The 20,590-nt window shown below is 47.6% G+C and carries 11 protein-coding genes; 3 read left to right on the top strand and 8 right to left on the bottom strand.

Annotated features, from left to right (window positions below; all coding sequences use genetic code 11):
- Positions 1-24: 24 nt before the first annotated feature.
- The 3 genes from ACYVI9_RS05310 to ACYVI9_RS05300 all read right to left on the bottom strand — a co-directional run bounded on the left by ACYVI9_RS05310 (position 25) and on the right by ACYVI9_RS05300 (position 5,463).
- Positions 25-1,689, bottom strand: coding sequence for a RagB/SusD family nutrient uptake outer membrane protein (locus ACYVI9_RS05310; RefSeq protein ID WP_460761630.1), 1,665 nt, complete (start codon positions 1,687-1,689; stop codon positions 25-27).
- Positions 1,690-1,712: 23 nt separating this feature from the next.
- Positions 1,713-4,730: a SusC/RagA family TonB-linked outer membrane protein gene (locus tag ACYVI9_RS05305; RefSeq protein ID WP_460761627.1), complete on the bottom strand. Its 3,018-nt coding sequence runs from the start codon at positions 4,728-4,730 to the stop codon at positions 1,713-1,715.
- 298 nt (positions 4,731-5,028) lie between these two features.
- A complete protein-coding gene (locus ACYVI9_RS05300; protein ID WP_460761624.1) occupies positions 5,029-5,463 on the bottom strand; it encodes a hypothetical protein in 435 nt (144 codons plus the stop codon).
- A gap of 17 nt (positions 5,464-5,480) precedes the next feature.
- Between ACYVI9_RS05300 and recN the strand changes: the two genes are divergently transcribed.
- The 3 genes from recN (at position 5,481) to ACYVI9_RS05285 (ending at position 9,093) form a co-directional block, all read left to right on the top strand.
- Positions 5,481-7,136, top strand: coding sequence for a DNA repair protein RecN (gene recN, locus ACYVI9_RS05295; protein WP_460761622.1), 1,656 nt, complete (start codon positions 5,481-5,483; stop codon positions 7,134-7,136).
- Between the two features lie 202 nt (positions 7,137-7,338).
- Complete coding sequence (locus ACYVI9_RS05290; RefSeq protein WP_460761619.1) at positions 7,339-8,154, top strand: phosphatase PAP2 family protein; 816 nt, start codon at positions 7,339-7,341, stop codon at positions 8,152-8,154.
- Positions 8,155-8,277: 123 nt separating this feature from the next.
- Positions 8,278-9,093, top strand: coding sequence for an enoyl-ACP reductase FabI (locus ACYVI9_RS05285; RefSeq protein WP_460761616.1), 816 nt, complete (start codon positions 8,278-8,280; stop codon positions 9,091-9,093).
- Positions 9,094-9,256: 163 nt separating this feature from the next.
- Here ACYVI9_RS05285 and ACYVI9_RS05280 read toward each other — a convergent pair whose 3' ends face one another.
- From ACYVI9_RS05280 to ACYVI9_RS05260, 5 genes are all read right to left on the bottom strand, one after another.
- A complete protein-coding gene (locus tag ACYVI9_RS05280) occupies positions 9,257-11,638 on the bottom strand; it encodes a TonB-dependent receptor (RefSeq protein WP_460761615.1) in 2,382 nt (793 codons plus the stop codon).
- A gap of 196 nt (positions 11,639-11,834) precedes the next feature.
- A complete protein-coding gene (locus ACYVI9_RS05275) occupies positions 11,835-15,209 on the bottom strand; it encodes a glycosyl hydrolase (protein ID WP_460761612.1) in 3,375 nt (1,124 codons plus the stop codon).
- 50 nt (positions 15,210-15,259) lie between these two features.
- The gene (locus tag ACYVI9_RS05270) at positions 15,260-18,514 is read right to left on the bottom strand and encodes a glycoside hydrolase family 2 TIM barrel-domain containing protein (RefSeq protein WP_460761699.1); all 3,255 of its coding nucleotides are present in this window, start codon (positions 18,512-18,514) and stop codon (positions 15,260-15,262) included.
- A 32-nt stretch (positions 18,515-18,546) separates the two neighbouring features.
- On the bottom strand, positions 18,547-19,902 hold the full coding sequence (locus tag ACYVI9_RS05265) for a bile acid:sodium symporter family protein (RefSeq protein WP_460761610.1): 1,356 nt from the start codon (positions 19,900-19,902) through the stop codon (positions 18,547-18,549).
- Between the two features lie 10 nt (positions 19,903-19,912).
- Positions 19,913-20,575 carry an aspartate/glutamate racemase family protein gene (locus tag ACYVI9_RS05260; protein WP_460761608.1) on the bottom strand — a complete coding sequence of 221 codons (663 nt, stop codon included), beginning with the start codon at positions 20,573-20,575 and terminating at the stop codon, positions 19,913-19,915.
- Positions 20,576-20,590: the final 15 nt, after the last annotated feature.

The raw sequence follows: 20,590 nt of genomic DNA, 5'->3' as shown, positions 1-20,590 counted from the left end.
CTTCTGTTCTCAGTCACGGCATTTTTACCACTTGTCGTTCTGAATCAGCGCCGTGTTGGTCTGCAGCTCCACAGGATGAATGGGCCATAAATAATGTTTTGCTGTATCAAAAACCATAGTTTCTATTACTCGAAGAATATTTTTATTAGAGATGGTTGAATAATCCGGTGAAGTATTCTCATCTAATTTTGGCGGCGCATTCAAAAAAGTGGTCTTGCTGTTTCCATAACGTGCTCCATTCATCACCTTTCCGGCAATCCGCCAGCGTCGAATGTCAAATAAGCGTCTTCCCTCCATTGCCAGTTCAACTTTTCGTTCCCGGCGCAATACTGAGCGCAGAAAAGCCTGTGAACTTCCCTTGGGAACTGCCGGCATATTCACCCGACCCCTAACCGCATCTAAAGCATCATAGACAGAATTATCGATTTCATTGGCTTCTATTTTAGCCTCCGCATAAATTAAAAGGAGATCGGCATATCGCATAAGTATAATGTCACCTTCGCACTCCTGAGTATAATTAAGATCATTGATGTCCATCCATTTACGCCACAGATAACTGGTAAATGTTGCATATGTATTTGTGGCATCGGTATTATTAATACGAGCAGGAGGACTTGCATTAAAGTTCCAGATTTTTAAACTATCCGGGTGGGTTTCAAACTGAAACCCCATGTAGACAGTACCCGGAACCGCGATCGTCATCTGAAGACGGGGATCTCGGTGCTCATATGGGTGGGTGGGATCATACATATCAGATTGATCAATTGGCTTTCCATCCAGGCATTCATATGAGTCAACCATAGCCTGGGTGGGAACCTCATTCGAAACCCCTGCGGCCAATCTGGAACCGAACTGACGGAAAATGATGTGGGTATTTACGCCGCGCGTATATTGCATTGTAAATATCCGCTCGAGGGAATTTTCGCCAGCATAAGTAAACAACTCTGCGTAATCTGGATGTAATTTATAGTGACCCAGATCAATAGCCTGCTTTGCTGCCTGGGCGGCAACATTCCATCGGCTGGCGCATAATGCCGTGTAAGCTTTCAGAAAATACGCCGCAACGCTAGTCGCCCGTCCCGAATGCCCTTCATAATACAAGGGAAGATTCGGCGCCGCTGCGTCCATCTCACTCAGAATCCAGTCCACAATTTCGGACTTGGGTGTGCGGGGCATTTTGGCTTCCTCAAGAGAAATACTTTTGGTAATCAGGGGTACATCGCCAAAGAAGCCGGTCAAATAGAAATAACTATAAGCCCGGATAAAACGCGCCTCGGCCACGACTTGATCTATATAACTATCGTCAACCACTCCCCGCGCGTTTTCTATATTATCAAGTAGAAAGTTGGTCCGGGCAATCACCGCATAGAAATCCCCCCAGGCATTTCTGGCACTGGCATTATCACTGGCAGCGGTTCCATTGCCTAAAGCACCGATCGGCGAAGCATCGCGATTCCAGTTGATATCCGTAGTACAATCAAGCGATACAATCCAAGGCATGGCACCTTTAAGTCCGATCCGGCTCACGATTCTCTGATAGCAACCCAGAATCCCCATTTCTACTTCAGTTTGATCATTAAAAAACGAGGCCGAAGAAGGACTATCCAGTGGAAGCTTATCCAATAATTTCTTACACCCGGGTCCCAGTAACAAGACCGTAACTATAATAAAATAAAATACTCTTTGCATGGTTCTCTGTTATTAATCGTTAGTTAAAACTTTAAATCAACACCTACACTATATACCTTTGTCATAGGATAATTCGTTCCGGTACCTACCGGAGTCTCAACATCAAAGCCGTCCCAGAAGCGATCTATAGTTAAGAGATTTTGTCCATTCACGTAAATACGTGCCTGTTCGACTTTCACCCTGTCCAGCAATTTCCGGGGAATATTATACCCCAATTGAATATTCTTCAGCCTAATATAGGAGGCGTCTTTCATCCAAAAACTAGAATGCTGATAATTGTTACCTGCATCTCCCCATGTTAACCTGGGAAAAGTGGTTTGTCGGTGCTCCGGTGTCCAGTAATCCTTATGTTGTTCATATGCTGAAGCACCGCTGTAAAAAGGTTGAATGGCCCTTCCATATAGATATCCGTCGGCTTTACCCACTCCCTGAAAAAATGCGTTAAAGGTAAATCCCTTAAAGCCCGCATTCAAATTCAGGCCATAAGTAAATCTGGGTATCGTGCTACCGATAATGGAATAATCATCTGCATTAATTAAATTATCTTCTTGCGAGTTTTGGTTCACGTATTTAATATCACCTGGCGCCAATACACCGATCTGTTCTGCATGAGCCTCGATCTCCTCTGTCGATTGAAAATATCCGTCCGCTTTGAGCGCATAGATTGAATTTATTGGGAAGCCCTCCCTGCTAACCAGTAAACCTGATTGGCTAACTCCCCTGAGATCCAATACTTCGTTCTTCACATCCGAGATGTTAAAATCAACACCATAATTGAATGCTCCAGTCTCTCCTCTATAGCCAATACTCGCCTCCCAACCTCGATTTCTTACCTTGCCGGCGTTCTGGTAAGGTGCATTCAAACCTATACTTTGAGGAATATCCAATTTCAGTAGAATGTCGTAAGTAATCTTATCGTACCAATCAAACTTCAAGGTTAACCTTTCCTTTATCGTCATGTCCAGTCCCAGATCAAGCATCTCCGAAGTTTCCCACGATATCAGTTCATTGCTCATATCATTCAGAGCGGCAACTTGAACAATTTCTCCACCAAGAGAATAAGACCCGAGACTTAATGTTGATGCAAAAGGATAGGTCCCAATATTCTGATTCCCCAGTCTTCCCCACGAAGCCCTCAACATCAGATTGGTTAATCCGGGAATAGCCTCCATAAAAGTTTCGGATGATAATCGCCAGCCCAGCGATACAGAAGGGAATATACCATATTTATGTCCTTTTGAAAAACGGGAGGAACCATCTCTTCGCACGTTGGCTTCTAACAGGTATCTGGAATCGTAATTGTAATTCAGTCGGGCAAAAATTGACTGCAGGGCCCATTCCGATGCAGATCCACTGGCTTGTTGATTTTCAAGTTCTCCAGCATCCAGCACCCGGTAATCTGGAAACGTAAATCCATCCCTTGAAGCTCTGAAGTTTTTTGTAACAAAGGTTTCCAGCGAGGAACCGAGCAAAAATTTCACTCCATGCCTGTTAAACTTATGATCTGCTGTTAGATATCCATAGAAATTATTATAAAGATTACGGATACTGCGGTTGGCCAGTGTACTTCTTTCCGGCCTTATGAACAGAGGGCTACCATCCAATTGATAAGTTTGAATCGCTTTATCAAAATTGTCATTATACAGTTCCTCATATCTGGGCTGGGCAAGTAATTGCGCACTCAACCATTCAAAGGGTTTATAATTTAAAACAAAGCGACCGATCAATTTTGTAATCTCTTCCACCTGAGAACCACCATCGGGCCCTGAAAATGCGATAGGATTCTCTCCATTCCAGCCTTCACCGAAAAGCCCGTTGGAATACTTGCCAGGCTGTATGGCGGGAATCCGGTTCATTTGTAAAAATACTGAGCTCAATCCTGGCCCAGGTTCAGTGGTGTGTTCTTTAATATATTGAACATCCACCTGCATGCTGAGTTTGCGATTGAAATTTATATCTGTGTTATTTCTGAACGAATACCTTTTATAGCCTGAAGTTTCAATAATTCCTTTTTGATTGAGATAACCCGCAGCAGTCAGGAATCTGACTTTACCGGTGCCCGAGCTTACTGATATATTATTATTATGCATAAGTCCTGATCCCCGAAGTACCTCTTTCTGCCAGTCTGTATTGGGATATTTATCGGGATCCGAGATCATATTGGCAGCATACTCAGTGATATAATTCTCAGTATACAAAGGATCTGCCCCGGAGTTTTCGAGCGCCAGGTTTATCATATTCATATGATCTATGGCATTCACTTTTTGGGGCAAATCAGTTGGACGCTGCACTCCGACATAGGCGTTATAGTTCACTTTTAATTCTCCGGCGGCTCTTTTGGTTGTAACGATAATAACACCGTTGGCGGCGCGGGAACCGTAAATGGCTGCCGACGCAGCATCTTTAAGAATACTAATTGAAGCAATCAGATTGGGATCAATAGCGTTCATATCCCCCTCTACACCATCAATCAACACTAAGGGATTAGCATCATTCAGGGTACCGATGCCTCGAATACGTATTGCTCCCCGGCTACCTGGCGCGCCTGATGAACGGGTTACTGTTACACCGGAAGCTACTCCCTGAAGGGCACTTGATGTATTAGCAAACGGTCGAGATGCGAGGTCTTTGGTTTCTATTACTGCAACTGAACCCGTAAGGTTCACTTTTTTCTGGGTACCATACCCAACCACAACGACTTCGCCCAAACTACTAGCATCCGGCTTTAAAATTATATCAATAAAACTTGTATCGCGTACAACATATTCCTGAGTAATATAACCTACTCCCGAAAAAAGCAAACTGGGGGAACCTTGCTTTGTGAATAACTCAAAACTACCGTCTGCAGCAGTAGCCACTCCAGTCGTTTCTCCTTGAGGAACTACATTAATGCCTTCTATTGGTTGGCCATTTTCATCACCTACCCTGCCCTTGAGCAATCTTTCGTTCTGACAAAAAACCGATAAAGCAGATCCGAAACATATTACCAGCAAGAACAGACTGACTCGATATTTCCGTGAAATTTTGACACTTATATTCATAACAGAGAGTTTTTAACTGCCCTACAAAGCGTTTTAAGCAGTTTCTATATGAACCCAGCTACTTAATTAAGTTTGCAAATAAATAAAACCTATTTAAACAGATATTTAATATAATAATATCAAATTATTAAATCCAGTTACGAACGCTATAGACGAGAGATTGTCGTATAGCTTGGCATAATCGTTCCAATCTTAAAACTAATACAGCACGAATATAAAGAATAATTAATAAATAAAAATATATTATTTAAGTTATTTTAAGATAATTAAACCATAAATGTGCTAATGGCTAAAAAAATCATCTTCGGTTCCGCATAAGAAAGGCCATCGGTTTATAAAAACCCAGTAGATCCCAGATCCAGCGGTTTCGGTCTTTAGGGGATTCCCCACATTCGATAATGCAGGAACGATAGGCAATCAGTCGGAATAGGCCCCGTGGAAAATATTTTCTGAGCACCAGACAAAGCCGGTAAGTATATACATGGCCGAGAATTTCAATAATCAGTGAGTTTTGATTGATTTGCAGTGCTTCTTCATACAGGGCCTGGTAGATAACCAAAAGCTTTGCAGAAAGCTGTTCCACAGCCGCCCAGTCCTTTCGAACCAGTTCCCGGAGGGCATGGTCCGCCTTCAGCTGAAGGATCCCTTTCCTAAACCGGACCCGGATTAAAACATCCTCCATCTGAATTAGCTTTTCCACATAGCAATAATACAGTTTCCCGACTAAATCCATATCATTAAATTTGTCGCGTGTTGCAACATTTGTCCATCGTCAATTACGCGATTATCAGCGAACTGGAGATCACTTTCTCTCCGGGAATGAATATCATTACGGGTGAAACCGGTGCGGGTAAATCCATCATCATCGGCGCCCTGAACCTGATCCTCGGAGAAAGAGCCGACAGTTCCGCCCTGGTCGACAAGTCCCGAAAATGCGTGATCGAAGGGCTTTTCAGTTCCGAAAACAATGAAAAAATCAGCCGGTTTCTGCAGGAGAATGATCTGGATGAACAGCAGCAATTACTGGTTAGAAGGGAAATCACCAGCAATGGCAAAAGCCGGGCCTTTATCAACGACACCCCGGTTAATCTCTCCCAGCTACATGCATTGAGCCAGATGTTGGTGGACCTGCATCAACAATTCGATACCCTTTCGCTTAGTGACCGTGATTTTCAAATCAATGTACTGGATGCGCTGGCCAATAACCAGCAGCAGTTGCGCAGTTATAAAACAGGCTATCAACAGTGGCAGGAGCAGGTCAGGAACCTTGCCAACCTGAAATCCCAACAGGAGCAATTCGAAAAAGAAGCCGATTATAACAGGTTTCAATATGAGGAACTGGCTGCACTTCAGTTAAAGGACAATGAGCTCGAGGAACTGGAAGCCGAATTAAAATTACTGTCGAATGCCGAGGGGATAAAATCTGCGCTGGATCGCAGCTATGCAGCGCTCTCAGAATCAGAACAGCCGATCACGCAACAACTCAGGAGTCTGCTTCATTTATTGAACGGATATCGTGATTATCATACCGATCTGGCAGAAGTCATCGGACGCCTGGAAAGCGCCCAGATCGAACTGGACGATATCGCCGGTGAACTTAGCCGCCTCAACAATAAAATTGATTGGGATCCGGAAAAGTTAGACCAGTTCAACGAAAGGTTATCTGCGGGTTACAAACTGCAGAAAAAACACGGGGTAAGCTCTACCCGGGAATTATTGGACCTGCAGCTGAGCCTGGAAGAAAAACTGCAGGCGGTGCTGCAGATCGGTGATCAGATCGAAGGTCTTGAAAAGGCGACAGCCGAACAGCAAAATCTGGTACTGAAGCAAGCCCAGGCAATTTCAGAGGCCCGTAAAAAACAAATTCCTTCACTCGAGAAAAAGGTCAATCAGTTGTTACACCAGGTCGGCATGCCCAATGCCCGCCTTAAAGTAGATTTACAAATTGCCGCTGCGGGTCCGACGGGTATCGATGAAATCTCCTTCCTCTTTGATGCCAATAAAAGCGGGCAGTTTAAACCGGTAGGAAAAGTGGCGAGCGGCGGCGAACTCAGCCGGCTGATGCTTTGCATCAAAAGTCTGGTTGCCCGGAAAATGGATCTGCCCACACTCATTTTTGATGAGATTGACACCGGCATCTCCGGAGAAGCCGCAAGGCAGGTGGGTCTGATCATGAAGGACCTTACTGCCAACCGACAGATCATCTGTATCACACACCAACCACAAATAGCCGGAAAGGCGGATGCACATTTCTTCGTATACAAAGAGTTAAAGGCCGATCAGGTAGCTACCCTGATCCGACAACTGGACGAGGAACAGCGGGTGACGGCGATTGCCAAAATGCTGAGCGGTGAACAACCCACGGCAGCCGCAATACAGAACGCCAGAGAGATGATAACCGGATGAGCCAGCGCAGACCGGACAGTTTCGATTTCATTTAACGGTCGTCTCTTCAACGGCAGGCACGTAACAGATTGTAGACAATGCTTAGCTTCATTTTGGTGATTTTTTTGTTGCAGCAGGGTTCTATGTTTATATTGCGGGCTCACCTTTTTCGAAAAACTTGAAAATTCAGGATATTTCCAGCTTCAGATTTCGCTGCAGCATAATGCTGTTTGTATTGGTTCTGAACCTGCCCCTTCAGAGCCAGGCGAAAATTTCGCTGCCTGTAACTCATGCCCTGCCATTGTTATCCGTTGCCTCAGATACCGTTCCGGCGGCAAAAACAGACAGTCTGGCGCCTGCCCGATTGAATAAAGATTATTTCATCAACGGAATTCAGGATTTTGAATATACCCTCACCCGGCCAGTCCATTGGCAGAAAAAAGACTGGTTCAAGTTTTCAGCTATTTCCGCCGGCATCGGAACCTTGATGCTACTAGACCCCTCAATTAAAACATTTAGCGACGATCACCAAAGCCGCTGGCTCAATACGGGGGCAGATATTATAAAGCCACTGGGGGACTATTATGGGATGGCCCTGTTTCCCGCGATCTATGTTGCCGGACATTTCTCCCACAATGAACGCCTCAGGTCGCTGGGGCTGAACGGTAGCAAAGCGGTGGCTATTTCTTCCCTGATTACCCTGACCGCAAAAAACCTGATTCGACGGAACCGCCCCCTTGCGACCGACAATGCCTATGACTATGCCCTGCCATTCAGTAAGAATGGATTCACCTCCACGCCTTCGGGACATGCGGTGATTGCCTTTACCCTGGCCACCAGTCTTGCAGAGGAATTTCCTGAGAAGAAATGGGTGGCGCCGGTCGCTTATAGCATTGCTACCCTGATTGCCGGATCCAGGATTTATCAAAATAAACACTGGTCCAGCGATGTACTGTTGGGCGCTGCGTTGGGTCATTTTGTTACCAGGGCTGTCTATGCCAGCAGTAAAAAGCGCCATCGATTGAGGCGAACTTTCTAACAGATTCCGCCGATAGACATCCGCTATCCCTGAGCCCGCCTGGTACAGAATTCCTTTGTTGCGCTGGAATAACCCCCAAAATCAAAAAATCATCCTTACTTTTACCCCATTAAAGAAAAACGTATGTCTTATAATCTTTTAAAAGGGAAAAAAGGAATAATATTCGGTGCATTGGACGAGAAATCCATTGCCTGGAAGACCGCACAGAAATGTTATGCGGAAGGAGCTGAAATCGTATTAACCAATGCGCCGGTTGCGCTCAGAATGGGGACCATCAACCAGCTGGCGGCTGAATGTGGCAATGCACCGGTCATTGGTGCCGATGTCACCAATTTGGAGGACCTGAAAAACCTGATTGAAAAATCAACCGAACATTTCGGTGGTAAACTGGATTTTATACTCCACTCTGTGGGTATGGGGCTTAACGTAAGAAAAGGCAAACCATATACCGATCTCAATTACGACTGGGAACAGAAAACCTTTGATATTTCTTCTGTCAGTCTCCATAAAATACTGAAAACCTGCTGGGACCTGGATGCACTTAACGAACATGCCAGCGTCGTAGCCCTCACTTATATTGCCGCACAAAGGGTATTTTCAGATTACAGCGAAATGGCGGATGCCAAATCCCTGCTGGAAAGTATCGCCCGTATGTTTGGCTATTATTACGGTGAAAAAAAGAAAGTGCGGGTAAATACAATTTCCCAGTCTCCTACCCCCACTACGGCAGGCAGTGGTGTAAAAGGCTTTAACAGCTTCATCAGTTACGCAGAAAAAATGAGTCCCCTGGGCAACGCAACGGCCGAAGCCTGTGCGGCGTATATCTCAGTAATGTTTAGTGATCTTACCCGCTATGTCACCATGCAGAACCTGTTTCATGATGGCGGTTTCAGCTTTACCGGCGTAACCGATAAGGTACTGGCAACCATTACCGAATAGTTATCCAGCGGTGTAAAATTATATAAAAAAGGAATGGCCATCTGACCATTCCTTTTTTGTTGTGTTTTGCAAAAAAACCATTCACCAGATAGCATGCATTAAGTCGAGAATCGATTTCTGTTTCTATTATGGGAATATTTTCAAATACCCTTTTGAAGCCTGTTTATCTCCTGCGACCACCGGAATATGTCATGGCTTCTCCTTTACCAAATCCAAAGCTCAGGCCAAGGCTCATAAAGCGCCCCCTGAATCCTCTCCGATACTGGTAAAAATCCTCACGATCAATCTCACTTTCCGAAATCCGGGAACCAAAAACATCATTTACTGCCAGGCTGGCTACCAGCCGGCCTTTCCAGAGTTTTTTGCGTAATCCCAGGTCCATATAGGAGTAGTCCTTATTGTAGTCATTTACGGTTTCATAAGCAGAACGGTAATGTCCGCCTATTTCCAGATCAAACTCTGCCGGCAAATCCAGTTTGGCAACCAGGCGGGCGGACCAGCGGTTGCCGTCAAAATCAAAAACCCGGGACTCAAACTGTCCCTTGCGGTTGAAATAGCTGTAATTAAAATCTCCGTTAAAAGAAAGCCATTTCAGGGGATCGTACTTCCCGTTCAGCTCCAGCCCGGTAGATGCCCGGGTGCCGATATTATAGGGGCGGTTCGTCGTAATATTGTCTTCAAAAGTAGATACGTCCTCGATAACATCGCGGGTAAAACGGTGAAAAAGACTGGCGCTGAAACTGGTTTTGGGCACTTTGAATATGCCGGTCAGTTCATAAGCGTCACTGTATTCAGGATCGAGTTCTGGGTTACCGGTGCGGATATTATAATTGTCCCGCATATTCAGATAAGGATTCAGCTCCCAGAGCCTGGGTCGATAGATCCGGCGTGAGTAACCCAATTGCAGTGATGCCGCATTACTGAACTTATAGGAGGTATGTAAAGTTGGAAAAAAATCGGTGTAATTCCTTTGATTGTCTACACCGGTATTGATCAGTAAGGTAGACAGGTCGGTATTTTCCACCCGCAATCCGGCTTTCACACCCCATTGATTCAATTCATAACTACCTGTAGCGTAGACGCCGAGTACATTCTGATCAAATCGAAAATCATTGGTCAGGTTTTCATTGACCACCCACTGGTCTTCCTGCAGGTCTTTGACGGTGTAGTCATTACCGACCTCACTGATCAGGTATTGGGCGCCGGTTTCCAACGTAACCTGGTCCCCAAAAGGTTGGGTATAATCGAGCTTAAATGTATAATTAGCTTCCTTAAAATCTGTGACTGCCTGCTGATCGGTTTCATCGATAGCACCGGTACCAGCCAGATTGGTAAATACAGAGGACTGGTCCTTTCCAAAGAAACTTCCGATAGCACTTGCAATCAGATTATGCTTTTTATCATCACTAAACTGTTTTTCATAGTTGAGTTCATACTGCCATTTAGGATTGGTTGCTTCCGTTGTTTCCTTTCTTTTCCATTCCGAAACCAGCGCATCCGCCTCATAGGAACGATATTGCGTTGTAGCAGGCTGGTCCTCGATTTCATAGGCAAAACTACCTGATAGGGTAAGCACATTCAAAGCATTGATATGGTAGTCCGTACCCAGGGTAATATTATAAAACTTTTCGTTCCGGTAATTCGTTCCGGAGCTATAGAGTTCCGTTCCCGCAATCAGGTTTCGCCGATAAGTTTGATCATGACGGGGTAAGGAGCGCCGGCCCAGACCCAACTGGGTAAACAAATTAAACTTATTGGCCCGGCGGCTCATGCTGACGCCGACACTGTGGTTGTCTGGAATACCGGTGTTCAGCGATATGGAACCGTTAAAATCCTTTGATTGCTCCTTTTTTAAAATGATATTCAAAATTCCGGCAGTACCTTCTGCCTGATACTTGGCCGAAGGATTGGTGATCACTTCAATGCTCTCAATCATATCAGCGGTAATGGTTCCCAGTGCATTACTGCTTTCATCCGCAAGCACGGAAGGTTTACCATTGATCAGTATCTGGACGCCGCTACTGCCCCGCAGGCTGATCTGGCCATCGATATTAACCATCACAGATGGTACATTATTCAGCACTTCCAGGGCACTCATACCGGTGGAACTCAGGTCCTGTCCGACATTAAATACCCTTTTATCAAGTTTGAATTCTGTACTGGATTTTTCAGCCCGCACCACTACTTCCTCCAGGGTAATATCAGCTTTCGACAGTAAAACGGTACCGAGATCAATTTGCCCGTCTGCACCTGCTTTACCGTTTATATTTTTTGTGGTGTGACCTATAAAACTAATGCGGACCATTATATCAGACTCGGATACATGGGTACTGAAAACACCGGAAGCACCCGTATTAACTGTGGACAGCAGGTCTTTACTGGTTTGACTGCGTATTTCCACCACGGCGTGTTCCAGGGGCCTGCCCTCCTTTTCATCCACTACTTTTCCATTCACCGAAACCTGTGCTTCCGCCCAGGCGGTGAGCATCACTAAAATCGCCAATAGTTGCCATTTCTTCCATTCTGTGCTCATAATTTCTTCCATTATTCGCCCCTTTTTACTGATAATTAGGGGGCTGAAGCCTGATTAAATACTGTCTATGATGCTGTGATTTCCGGAGCTGAAAACATCCACCGGATTGACCTGCATTCGGAACGTCCTACTGCTTAGACGTCAATAAGCCTGGACAATTGCGGAAAAAGTCTACAAATCTGATCAATTTTAAAATGGCGCACCTGTCCTATCGTTGCATGATCAGGCGAATGGGGCCCTGTAGGCCCGCAGGAGCCAGCGGCTGGCCTTCCAGAAAATTCAGCGGTGCCGTGGTCCAGCTAATCCTTTGGCGCTCTGGCAGCTGCAGATCGCCGATCAACCGATTGGCCCAGGTATTGGTCACCCGGATTTCAATGGTATTTTTACCTGTTTTCAGCGCGGCACTAATATCGAGCCGATAGGGTCTGGTCCAGAGTGTACCACAGTCCCGGCCATTTATACGTACGGAAGCGATATCGTAAATATGGTCTATATCCAGGTAATAAGTACGTTTCCGGTTTACAACGGGCAGCGTGAAATTGTTTCGATAAACAGCCGTTCCCGAGTAATACCGGATGGCATCCAAATGATGTTTGTTCCATAGATTCAAGGTAGAAAACGACTGCGTGGTCCGGGGACCACCCATAGCGGTGTCAAACTGCACTTTCCAGTTGGTATTGATGGCCAGCAACTGTTTTTCCTTTAAAGGAGGCTGATGAACAGATCGGGTCCGCGCTTTCCTGCGAAAAACTACAAAAACAGCAGCGGCGCCATCCAGCTTCAAAGACATAAAAGTCCGTCCCCCGCGCTGCTGCCAGTTACGGGCATCGATCTGTCTGCCCGTCACAGGATCCCAGATTTCCGGCATACGTCCTGAAACCCGGAAAGAAAGTTCAAAGTGTTGCGGCAACGCACGCTGATTGGATATAAAGTAGATATCTGCTGCTGCTGTGCTGCGATGGGTCCAGGCAATCGCATTCCCTGAACTGCCTGCATCCAGATCCCTTTCCAGGCCCATAGCGCTAAAATCGCCAGACCAATAAGGTAGCGGTACCAGACTTTTATGGCCTCCGCTTAGCAGCTGTTTCCAGATATCCCGTAAAGCTGCTTCGGACTGGTGGAATCCGATGGGTTGCTTTTCGGTCGTATCAATAAGTATATGGGCACCGGCCCGGGCCAGTTCCAGCACCTTCCGGGCGACCGGCAATGACATCCGGGTATTTTCCGGCTGCATCAGCAACTGTCCGGGAAAGACCAGTAACGCATAACTGGCACCGGAGGCAAAAACGACACGCCCATTGACGACCCGGGCATCTTTCAGCACATCGGGATTGAAGCAATCGTATTTATAGCCCCGGAGGCCGTTGGTCCAATCTTCAGGGTCGGCCATATTGGCCGAATGGGTCACGCCCACAGGAACCGTGCGCTGAGGCTGGCCGGCATTCGCCAGCCGCTTCGTTTCCTGCAGTAAACGTTCTTTACCGAATAGGCCCGGGAGGCTGCTGACCAGCCTGTCCGGCAGTATCGAACGACGGGGAATTTCTTCACCGGTAAATACAGCAATATCGGTAACCGGCCGGCCCAGTTGTAACATGGCCGAGCTCCGGGCCATATAATCTATCCAACCCTTGCTCTGACTGAACCAGGTCTGATCCCGTTGATAAAACAGACCGATACTGCCCAGGGTCATGCCGGGCTTCCGGTCCAGCCATGGATTATGGGTCGTCACATGAAGAATCATCTTATTGATGCCTGCCGCAAAGTTCCGGTCACCCACTATTTTGATATTCCCGGGATTTTCCGTCCAGGCCATCCGCAAATTGGTATACGCTTCTGCCTGAATACGGTTCTTACCATAAATATGCCCCCCACTGACCGCATCAAATATATCGTTGGGCTTGTCATGCGTCGGACTGTTCAACCAGAATTCCCCTGTGGGATAATCTACTGTTTTAAAATGCAACAAGCCGTCGCTGACCATTGTAGGTGCCACATTCTCGGCCATAAAATCACAGCCTTTGGCTGCGGATAGTTTTCTGAGTGTAACATAAAAAACATCATTCACCAGTTCAGCGATCGTCGTCCTTACATCATGTAGTATCTGTTCCGACTTACCGACGTTATCAATTGGGGTGCCGGTCATCACCAGCAAATAGGGCATCAGGTCATAGCCCCTTCTTTTTTTAAACTCGGCAGCAAAGTTCCGGTTCCAGTTCTGACTGCCTGCTTCCCAGCTGTCGATATAAAAAGTCTTCAACACTTCATGGACAAGCGCTGAATCCGTATTTTCGAATACCTTACCGAACCAGTTGTCAAAATGCAATTGGATGGCAGCAGCGTCGAACTTGTCACATTCCAGGCCTTTCGCCGCACCACCGGTAGCATTGGTATGACCGGTGGAAGTGTGCCCAATGCGAACCACGACCCAGTCTCCTGCAGGTGCATTCCAGTTCAATTCTCCCTGGTCATTCATTCGATCACTCAGATTGATAATAGCGCTAAGGGGTACCGCCAGACTGTCGGGTACCATGTGCTCACTGGTCCAGGCAGCTACCCGCCAGACGCTGCCATTCTTGGCTTCGATCTGATTAATGACCGGCCTTTCGCTCAGCCAGATACCTTTTACTTTCAGTGAAGGTTTCCACTTGGCCGCATCCAGGTCTTCCGAGCCCGCTTCCGTGCCGGCTTTCTCGTATACCAGTCTGAAAAATCGGGCCCTGGTTTCCGGTACGGAAAAACTATAATCCTCATCGGTATCCTGCCAACCATGACGGGGCGGTACCAACCGCATCACCGTATCGAATCGGTTCCCATCATTGCCGGCTAAAAGTATCAGCCGCCTGGATTGATAATTTCCACTGTGAATTTTTAAGGAGCGGAGGGTAAATGGTTGCGGGTATTGATATTGAATCCAGCAACTGCTGTCTGCCCGGAATGTCTCCTTGTCTTCCCCAGGTGCTGCCAGGAAACCGGCTGCGGAACCATTACTGGCTGTAACTACGGGACGGGGGATTGGCGCGCCGAACTCCTCTCCGCTACCCGCAGGAAAGGCAAAGACGGCTACGTCCTTATAATAGCCTTCATTGGTTTCTGGCTGCGCCAAATGAATCGGTAAGGTACCACCGGCAGCAACAAGGGTCCTTGTCCAAACCAGCTTTTGCATGGATTGCTCAGGGCGGATCCAGGGTCCGCCCGCCAGTGCAAAACCATCACTCATATGCAATGACATTTTCATATCCAGCCTGCGGCATTCCTTCATGGCATGATGAATCATCGCCCACCATTGACTGCTCAGCTGCCGCGCAGGATTTGCGAAAGGAATACTTGCGACGGTATCATAAATACAGGCCAGGTAAACACCGCCGATACCATTTTTATGTAGTCCTTCGAGATCCGCCGTAATTCCTTCCCGGGAAACCGCCCCATGCATCCAATACCAGAGTACCCAGGGTTTTGCTGCATCCGGCGGGTTAGCAAATACCACTTCCGGGTTTAGATTCGTATTACGGGATTGTGCCATGGTTGCCAACTGCAAAAGCAACAGGCCCAAAACTACCAAGGGATATGTAACTGAAAAACGCATGTATAGCCTAAAATTTCTGTTCGTGGTCATGAAGTTACTGATCATCAGCCTTATCGGCGGGAATTCCGCACTTTGCCGCTAACGGGGACCATGTAAAATCCATAGTGATAATTGCCTGCAGGAATCTGGTATTGCTCCAGGGGCGCCGCTACCGGGCTCCAGCTGTCATTACCACCCACGCCCATTTGCAGCAGGTCAATATTCAAAGTAATCCGACCGGCAGGCTGCAGGTCTATTGTATGACGGGCCTCCTGAATATTGGCTTCCGTATAAGGCCAGGCACTCATACTAAGTAAGGAATCTGCCACTATCCGCAGCCCCCCGCCATAGGCGTCACTGAGTTGCATCCAACGGATATCCGTGCGGTTTCCATTCTCCTGTGGTACTACATAATGTTCCATAAACTCCTGCAGGTCCATTTGATAGTGCCCCAGATCGGCACCGTATCTTTTGTCGATATAATTTTCCATGGGTCCCAGCCCCAGCCAGCTGACCTGATGGCAATCCGCATCGATTCCCATTTGCATACCAATTTTTGGAATATGGGGTAAACTGGTATCGGCCTTGAGCTGATAATCCACGAAAAGGATTCCGTTTCGGTCTGCCGCATAAAAGACATCGACCGCTACGCTGTCACCGAGCATCGTATAGCTGGACAGCAGGCCGGATTTTCCATCGCGCGAAGCAGGCTGAACTGACTGCAGCTGCGGCTGATGATCATACCATTGTTTCAATAGTCGCTGCGGCTTCCAGCCCCGTTTATCATTATCAGTGAGTGGTCGGGTGAAATGGGGCAACAGGGGCGCTTTTACCAGTTGCCTGCCCTGAAACAGATAAGAAGACAAAGCCCCGGTTTTTTTATCGATCCGGATACTGAAAGCCTTACCCGCGGCTGTAAACGCATCCATTGATTCGATAAACGGCATGCCGGAAAACACGGGTGTCTGATGCTGATCGGCCAGTACCAACTGATTGGATGCCACAACAAAACCTTTTTCTGCCCAAGAACGGTCTTCCTTTAAACTAAAGGATATGGTTGCCGTATACAGTTTCTGTTTTTTGAATCCTGGAAAATACCGGGCAATATCCAGCTCCATACTGTCTGCAGGTGCAATCTCGATACCTGCCAAAGCCCGGCTGAAGACCGGCCGGCCATCCTCCCGGATCGTTAATTCCGCTTTATATACGTCGCTATTTATTACCTGCGAGCGGTTATTGATCCTGATTCGCCCCTTACTGCTGTCTGCCCAACTGACCTGTATGGGTTGAAAAATTCTTTTGCATTCATACATGACTCCCTTGGGCGTACCATCAGCATTTACAATGCCCTTGATGGTAAAATTATCGAAGTAGCGCTCCCCAAAATCCCCTCCGTAGGCATAGTAAGATTTACCGGTAGCCGAATCCAGTTTCAGTAGTCCCTGGTCCTTGAACTCCCAGATACAACCGCCAATTACCCGTGGCAGGCTGCGCCACTGATCCCAGAAATCCTTTAGGTTGCCACCACTGTTACCCATCGTATGGGCATACTCACAAAAAAAGATCGGCCGGTGGTCGCCATTTTGCTGGTTGACCAGGAGTGGCGCGGTATACAGGGCAGGATACATCCGACTGATCACGTCAACATAATACTGATCACGGGGATTCTGTATCCGGTGTGAATGATCATTGGATTTCAAATAGCGGGGATCCGAAGGGTCAATATAGCCGGAATCTTTTGGACTACCCATCGCCGGCTCGTAGTGCAGGGGTCTTGTGATGTCAAAATCCTTGATCCAACCCGCCATGGCAGCATGATTGGGACCACTGCCGGCTTCATTGCCCAGGCTCCACATAATGATGGAAGGGTGGTTTTTATCCCGCAGTGCCATCCGACTGATCCTTTCCAGATAAGCGCCGGTCAAACGGCTGTCATGACTTAGTTTACCGCCCAGTCCATGGGTTTCGAGATTGGCTTCATCTATAACCAGGATTCCGAAAGCATCACAGAGATCTAGTAAATAAGGGTCACTGGGATAATGACTCAGCCGGATGCAGTTAAAATTGAATTGCTTGATGGTTTTGACATCCTGCAAAATATCTTCGCGACTCAGGGCTTTTCCTTTAGTGGGATGATGATCGGGACGGTTGACACCATATAAATAGGTCTCCCGGCCGTTGATCAGCAGTTTGGCATCGCTGTCCCGGAATGCAATACTGCGAAAGCCCAAACGGCAACTTTTAGCTTCCAATACCGCACCCATACTGTCTTCCAGACTCAGTACCAGGGTATAGAGATAAGGCGACTCAGGACTCCATTTTTTCGGATTGGCAATGGTCGTTTCCAGCAATCCGAATTTAACACGGTCCAGCCTTGGATGTATTTCATTAATTACAGCATCCGCTGCGATGGCCAGGGGCTGCTCCAATACCGGTTGCCCTCCGGCATCAAATAATTGGGCGATTAACTGATAGCCCTTCTTCGCCTGGCCGGATAGGTTTTCCAGCCTTGGCCGGATACTTAAGGTCGCATCCTGATAATTTTTGTCCAGGCGGGTCTGATAGAAAAAATCAGCAATCCGCAAACGGGGCTCTGCCATCAGGTATACTTCACGGTGGATGCCGCTAAGCCGCCACTGGTCCTGATCTTCAAGAAAGCTGCCATCACTCCAGCGTATGACCCAAACAGATATGATATTCTCACCCGCTTCGAGATAGGGCGTGACATTAAACTCCGAAGACATAAAAGCATCTTCACTATAACCCAGGAATTTACCATTAATCCAGACCTTGAATGCAGAACTCACCCCGCCAAAATGCAGGGTAATATTCATATCCTTCCAGGTATCGGGTATAACAAAACTTCGTTGATAACAACCCACTCCATTGTAATCCTTGGGCACATTAGGCGGACTGACGGGCCGAAACGGATAAACGGCGCTTTTATAAATCGGGCGATCGTAGCCCTGCATTTCCCAATTCGAGGGCACCGGAATTTTTTCCCAGCCACTAACCCGGGTCTTATAAAAATCCACCGGCGCGTCCGCCGGTCTGGAGGCAAACCGAAAATCCCAGTTTCCATTTAGTGAAAGAAAACGACCGCTCTGTTCCCGCTGCTTATTCAGGGCATCAGCCACGGAAGCATAAGAATAGGCGGTAGCCCGCGAGAGGTCCCGGTTGATGCCACTGACCAGGGGATCTTCGTAAGGTTCCCTGTCATACACCGAAGGAATTTCGGGAATGGGTGCCGGTGTTTTATCCACCAGCTGGGCATTGGCCCTCAGCACCATCAACATAACCATCAGTATCCATACGATCCTTTTCATTCGTTTCACCTCCATTGCTTTAAATAGCTGTTTCAATGCCGCGCTGCATCTACCGGGCTATGATCCCCGGTGGGTTTCGATTCCTGGAAAGATGCGGCCGATACCTCAGTTACCGATTCGCGCACCGGATGCCGGCGCCAGTAATTCGCCAGGATACTGCCACTGATGTTCATCCAGGGGCTGAATACCGCCGGAGCCAGTCCAACGGTGCCCAACTTTCCCATGGCACCAGCCAGACCGCTGGCCATACCCCCGTTTTGCAACCCTACTTCAAAAGCGATGGTACGACTGTCCGTTTTATTCATACCCAGTATCCGGCTTAACCAGTAACCAAAAAAATAGCCGGCTGCATTATGGATCACGGAAGCAAGAAATAACAGAAATCCGATTTGCATCAGGTGATCCCTGCCCGCAGCCGTCGTAACAGTAGTAAAATAAATAATGCCGAACATCGATATCAGCGGCATCCATCGGTCCAGTCGTGGTAATGCTTTCCATAAGCGATGATACAAAAGACCAGCTACCAGTGCGGCGGCCAAAAATCCGGAAAGTTCCAGCGACTGCAGCGAGGCCGTTGACAGCTCCGCCTTTACGGCAGCTCCATAGGCCCAGAATGCTACTATCGATGCATATATCGCAGCGGCCAAAGCAGCCCATCCGATACGCCGGCTCACTGCCTTGCCGGCTGTTTTCAAATAATCGTGCAAGAGTGCAGCGCCTATGGGCACCAACACAATTTTTATGATTTCAATCATCATATCGGTGAACCTGACTTCAATCAGGGCGCCGGCAAAAGTCTTCATCAGCAGCGGCGTTAAAAAAGGAGCCGCCAGGGTAGCCATGGCAGTAACGATTACAGATAAGACCAGGTTCGCCCGGGCCAGGTACACCATGACATTGGAAGCCAGCCCGCTGCTGCAGCTACCGATCAAAATGATGCCGGCTGCAATCTCCGGTTCAAATTCAAATATACGGGTCAGCAACAATCCCATCAGTGGCATAATGGAAAAATGACAGAACAAACCCACTGCGACACCTTTTCCGGTACTGGCCAGTCCTTTAAAATCCTTCAGGCTCATATGGGTACCCATCCCGAACATAACCAGCTGCACAATCACCAGAATTAATACCTTATCCCGAAGATTGACCGGCCCCCATTGCATAAATGCTTCCGGATAAACCATACCCGCTACCACGGCGACGATGATCCAGGCGGTATATTGATACCCCTTGAGGCCCGGGCGACTGCCGAGGCCCAGCGCTAAAAATATGGCCGTCAGTACCGCCATTATTTTACTGCCCGCATGAAAGCCCGCAAAAACCATTATCAGTAATACACATGCGGCTACCGGCAGTAGCCAAAAAGCCCATTTGTATAATTTCAGCATACGCTATTATTTAAGTCAGTACGGTTGACAGATATTCCATGGCCAGGGGCGGACTTGCCAGTACGGGTATGGCAAGTTCTCCTGCCGCACCGCTTTCCACTACCCGGGCCATCGAAGCCTGTGCCAGTACAATCACGTCAACATCATGCGACAACGACTGCAGCGCGGCTGCCACCAGCCGGTCGTGGGTTGCCGCATCGCCACTCATCAGGGCTTCAAAAGCACCTTCACATAGTTTGCTGGTCAAACTGATCTCCTTACCGGCTGCTGCCGCTCGTCTTTGTACCAGATCTGCAGTAGGTTCCAGGGTCGTTGATAAAGTTGCGATCACACCGATTTTCTGCCCCAGGCGCACTGCCTGGTCTGCCATTGGCTGATCTACCCGAAGCACCGGAACCTCGCTCAACCCCGCTGCCGTTTCGACAGCACGACCAATCGAGGAACAGGTAAATAAAATATAATCGGCCCCTGCATCCCGGGCTGCTGCAGCATAGCCCACTACCCTTTTAGCAGTCTGTGGTGTCAGACTGCCACAGGCAATGGTATTTTTAATCAGACTATCATCTACAATATTGAAAATCTGTATCCCCGGCAGGTACTGTTTGCACAGGGCTTCAAATACGGGAACCAATGTCGCTGAAGTATGTACCAGTCCCAATGTTTTTTTTGCCATAATTTATCGTTTTTG

Source organism: Niabella terrae, assembly GCF_054783135.1.
This window is presented reverse-complemented; position numbering and strand designations above follow the sequence as displayed.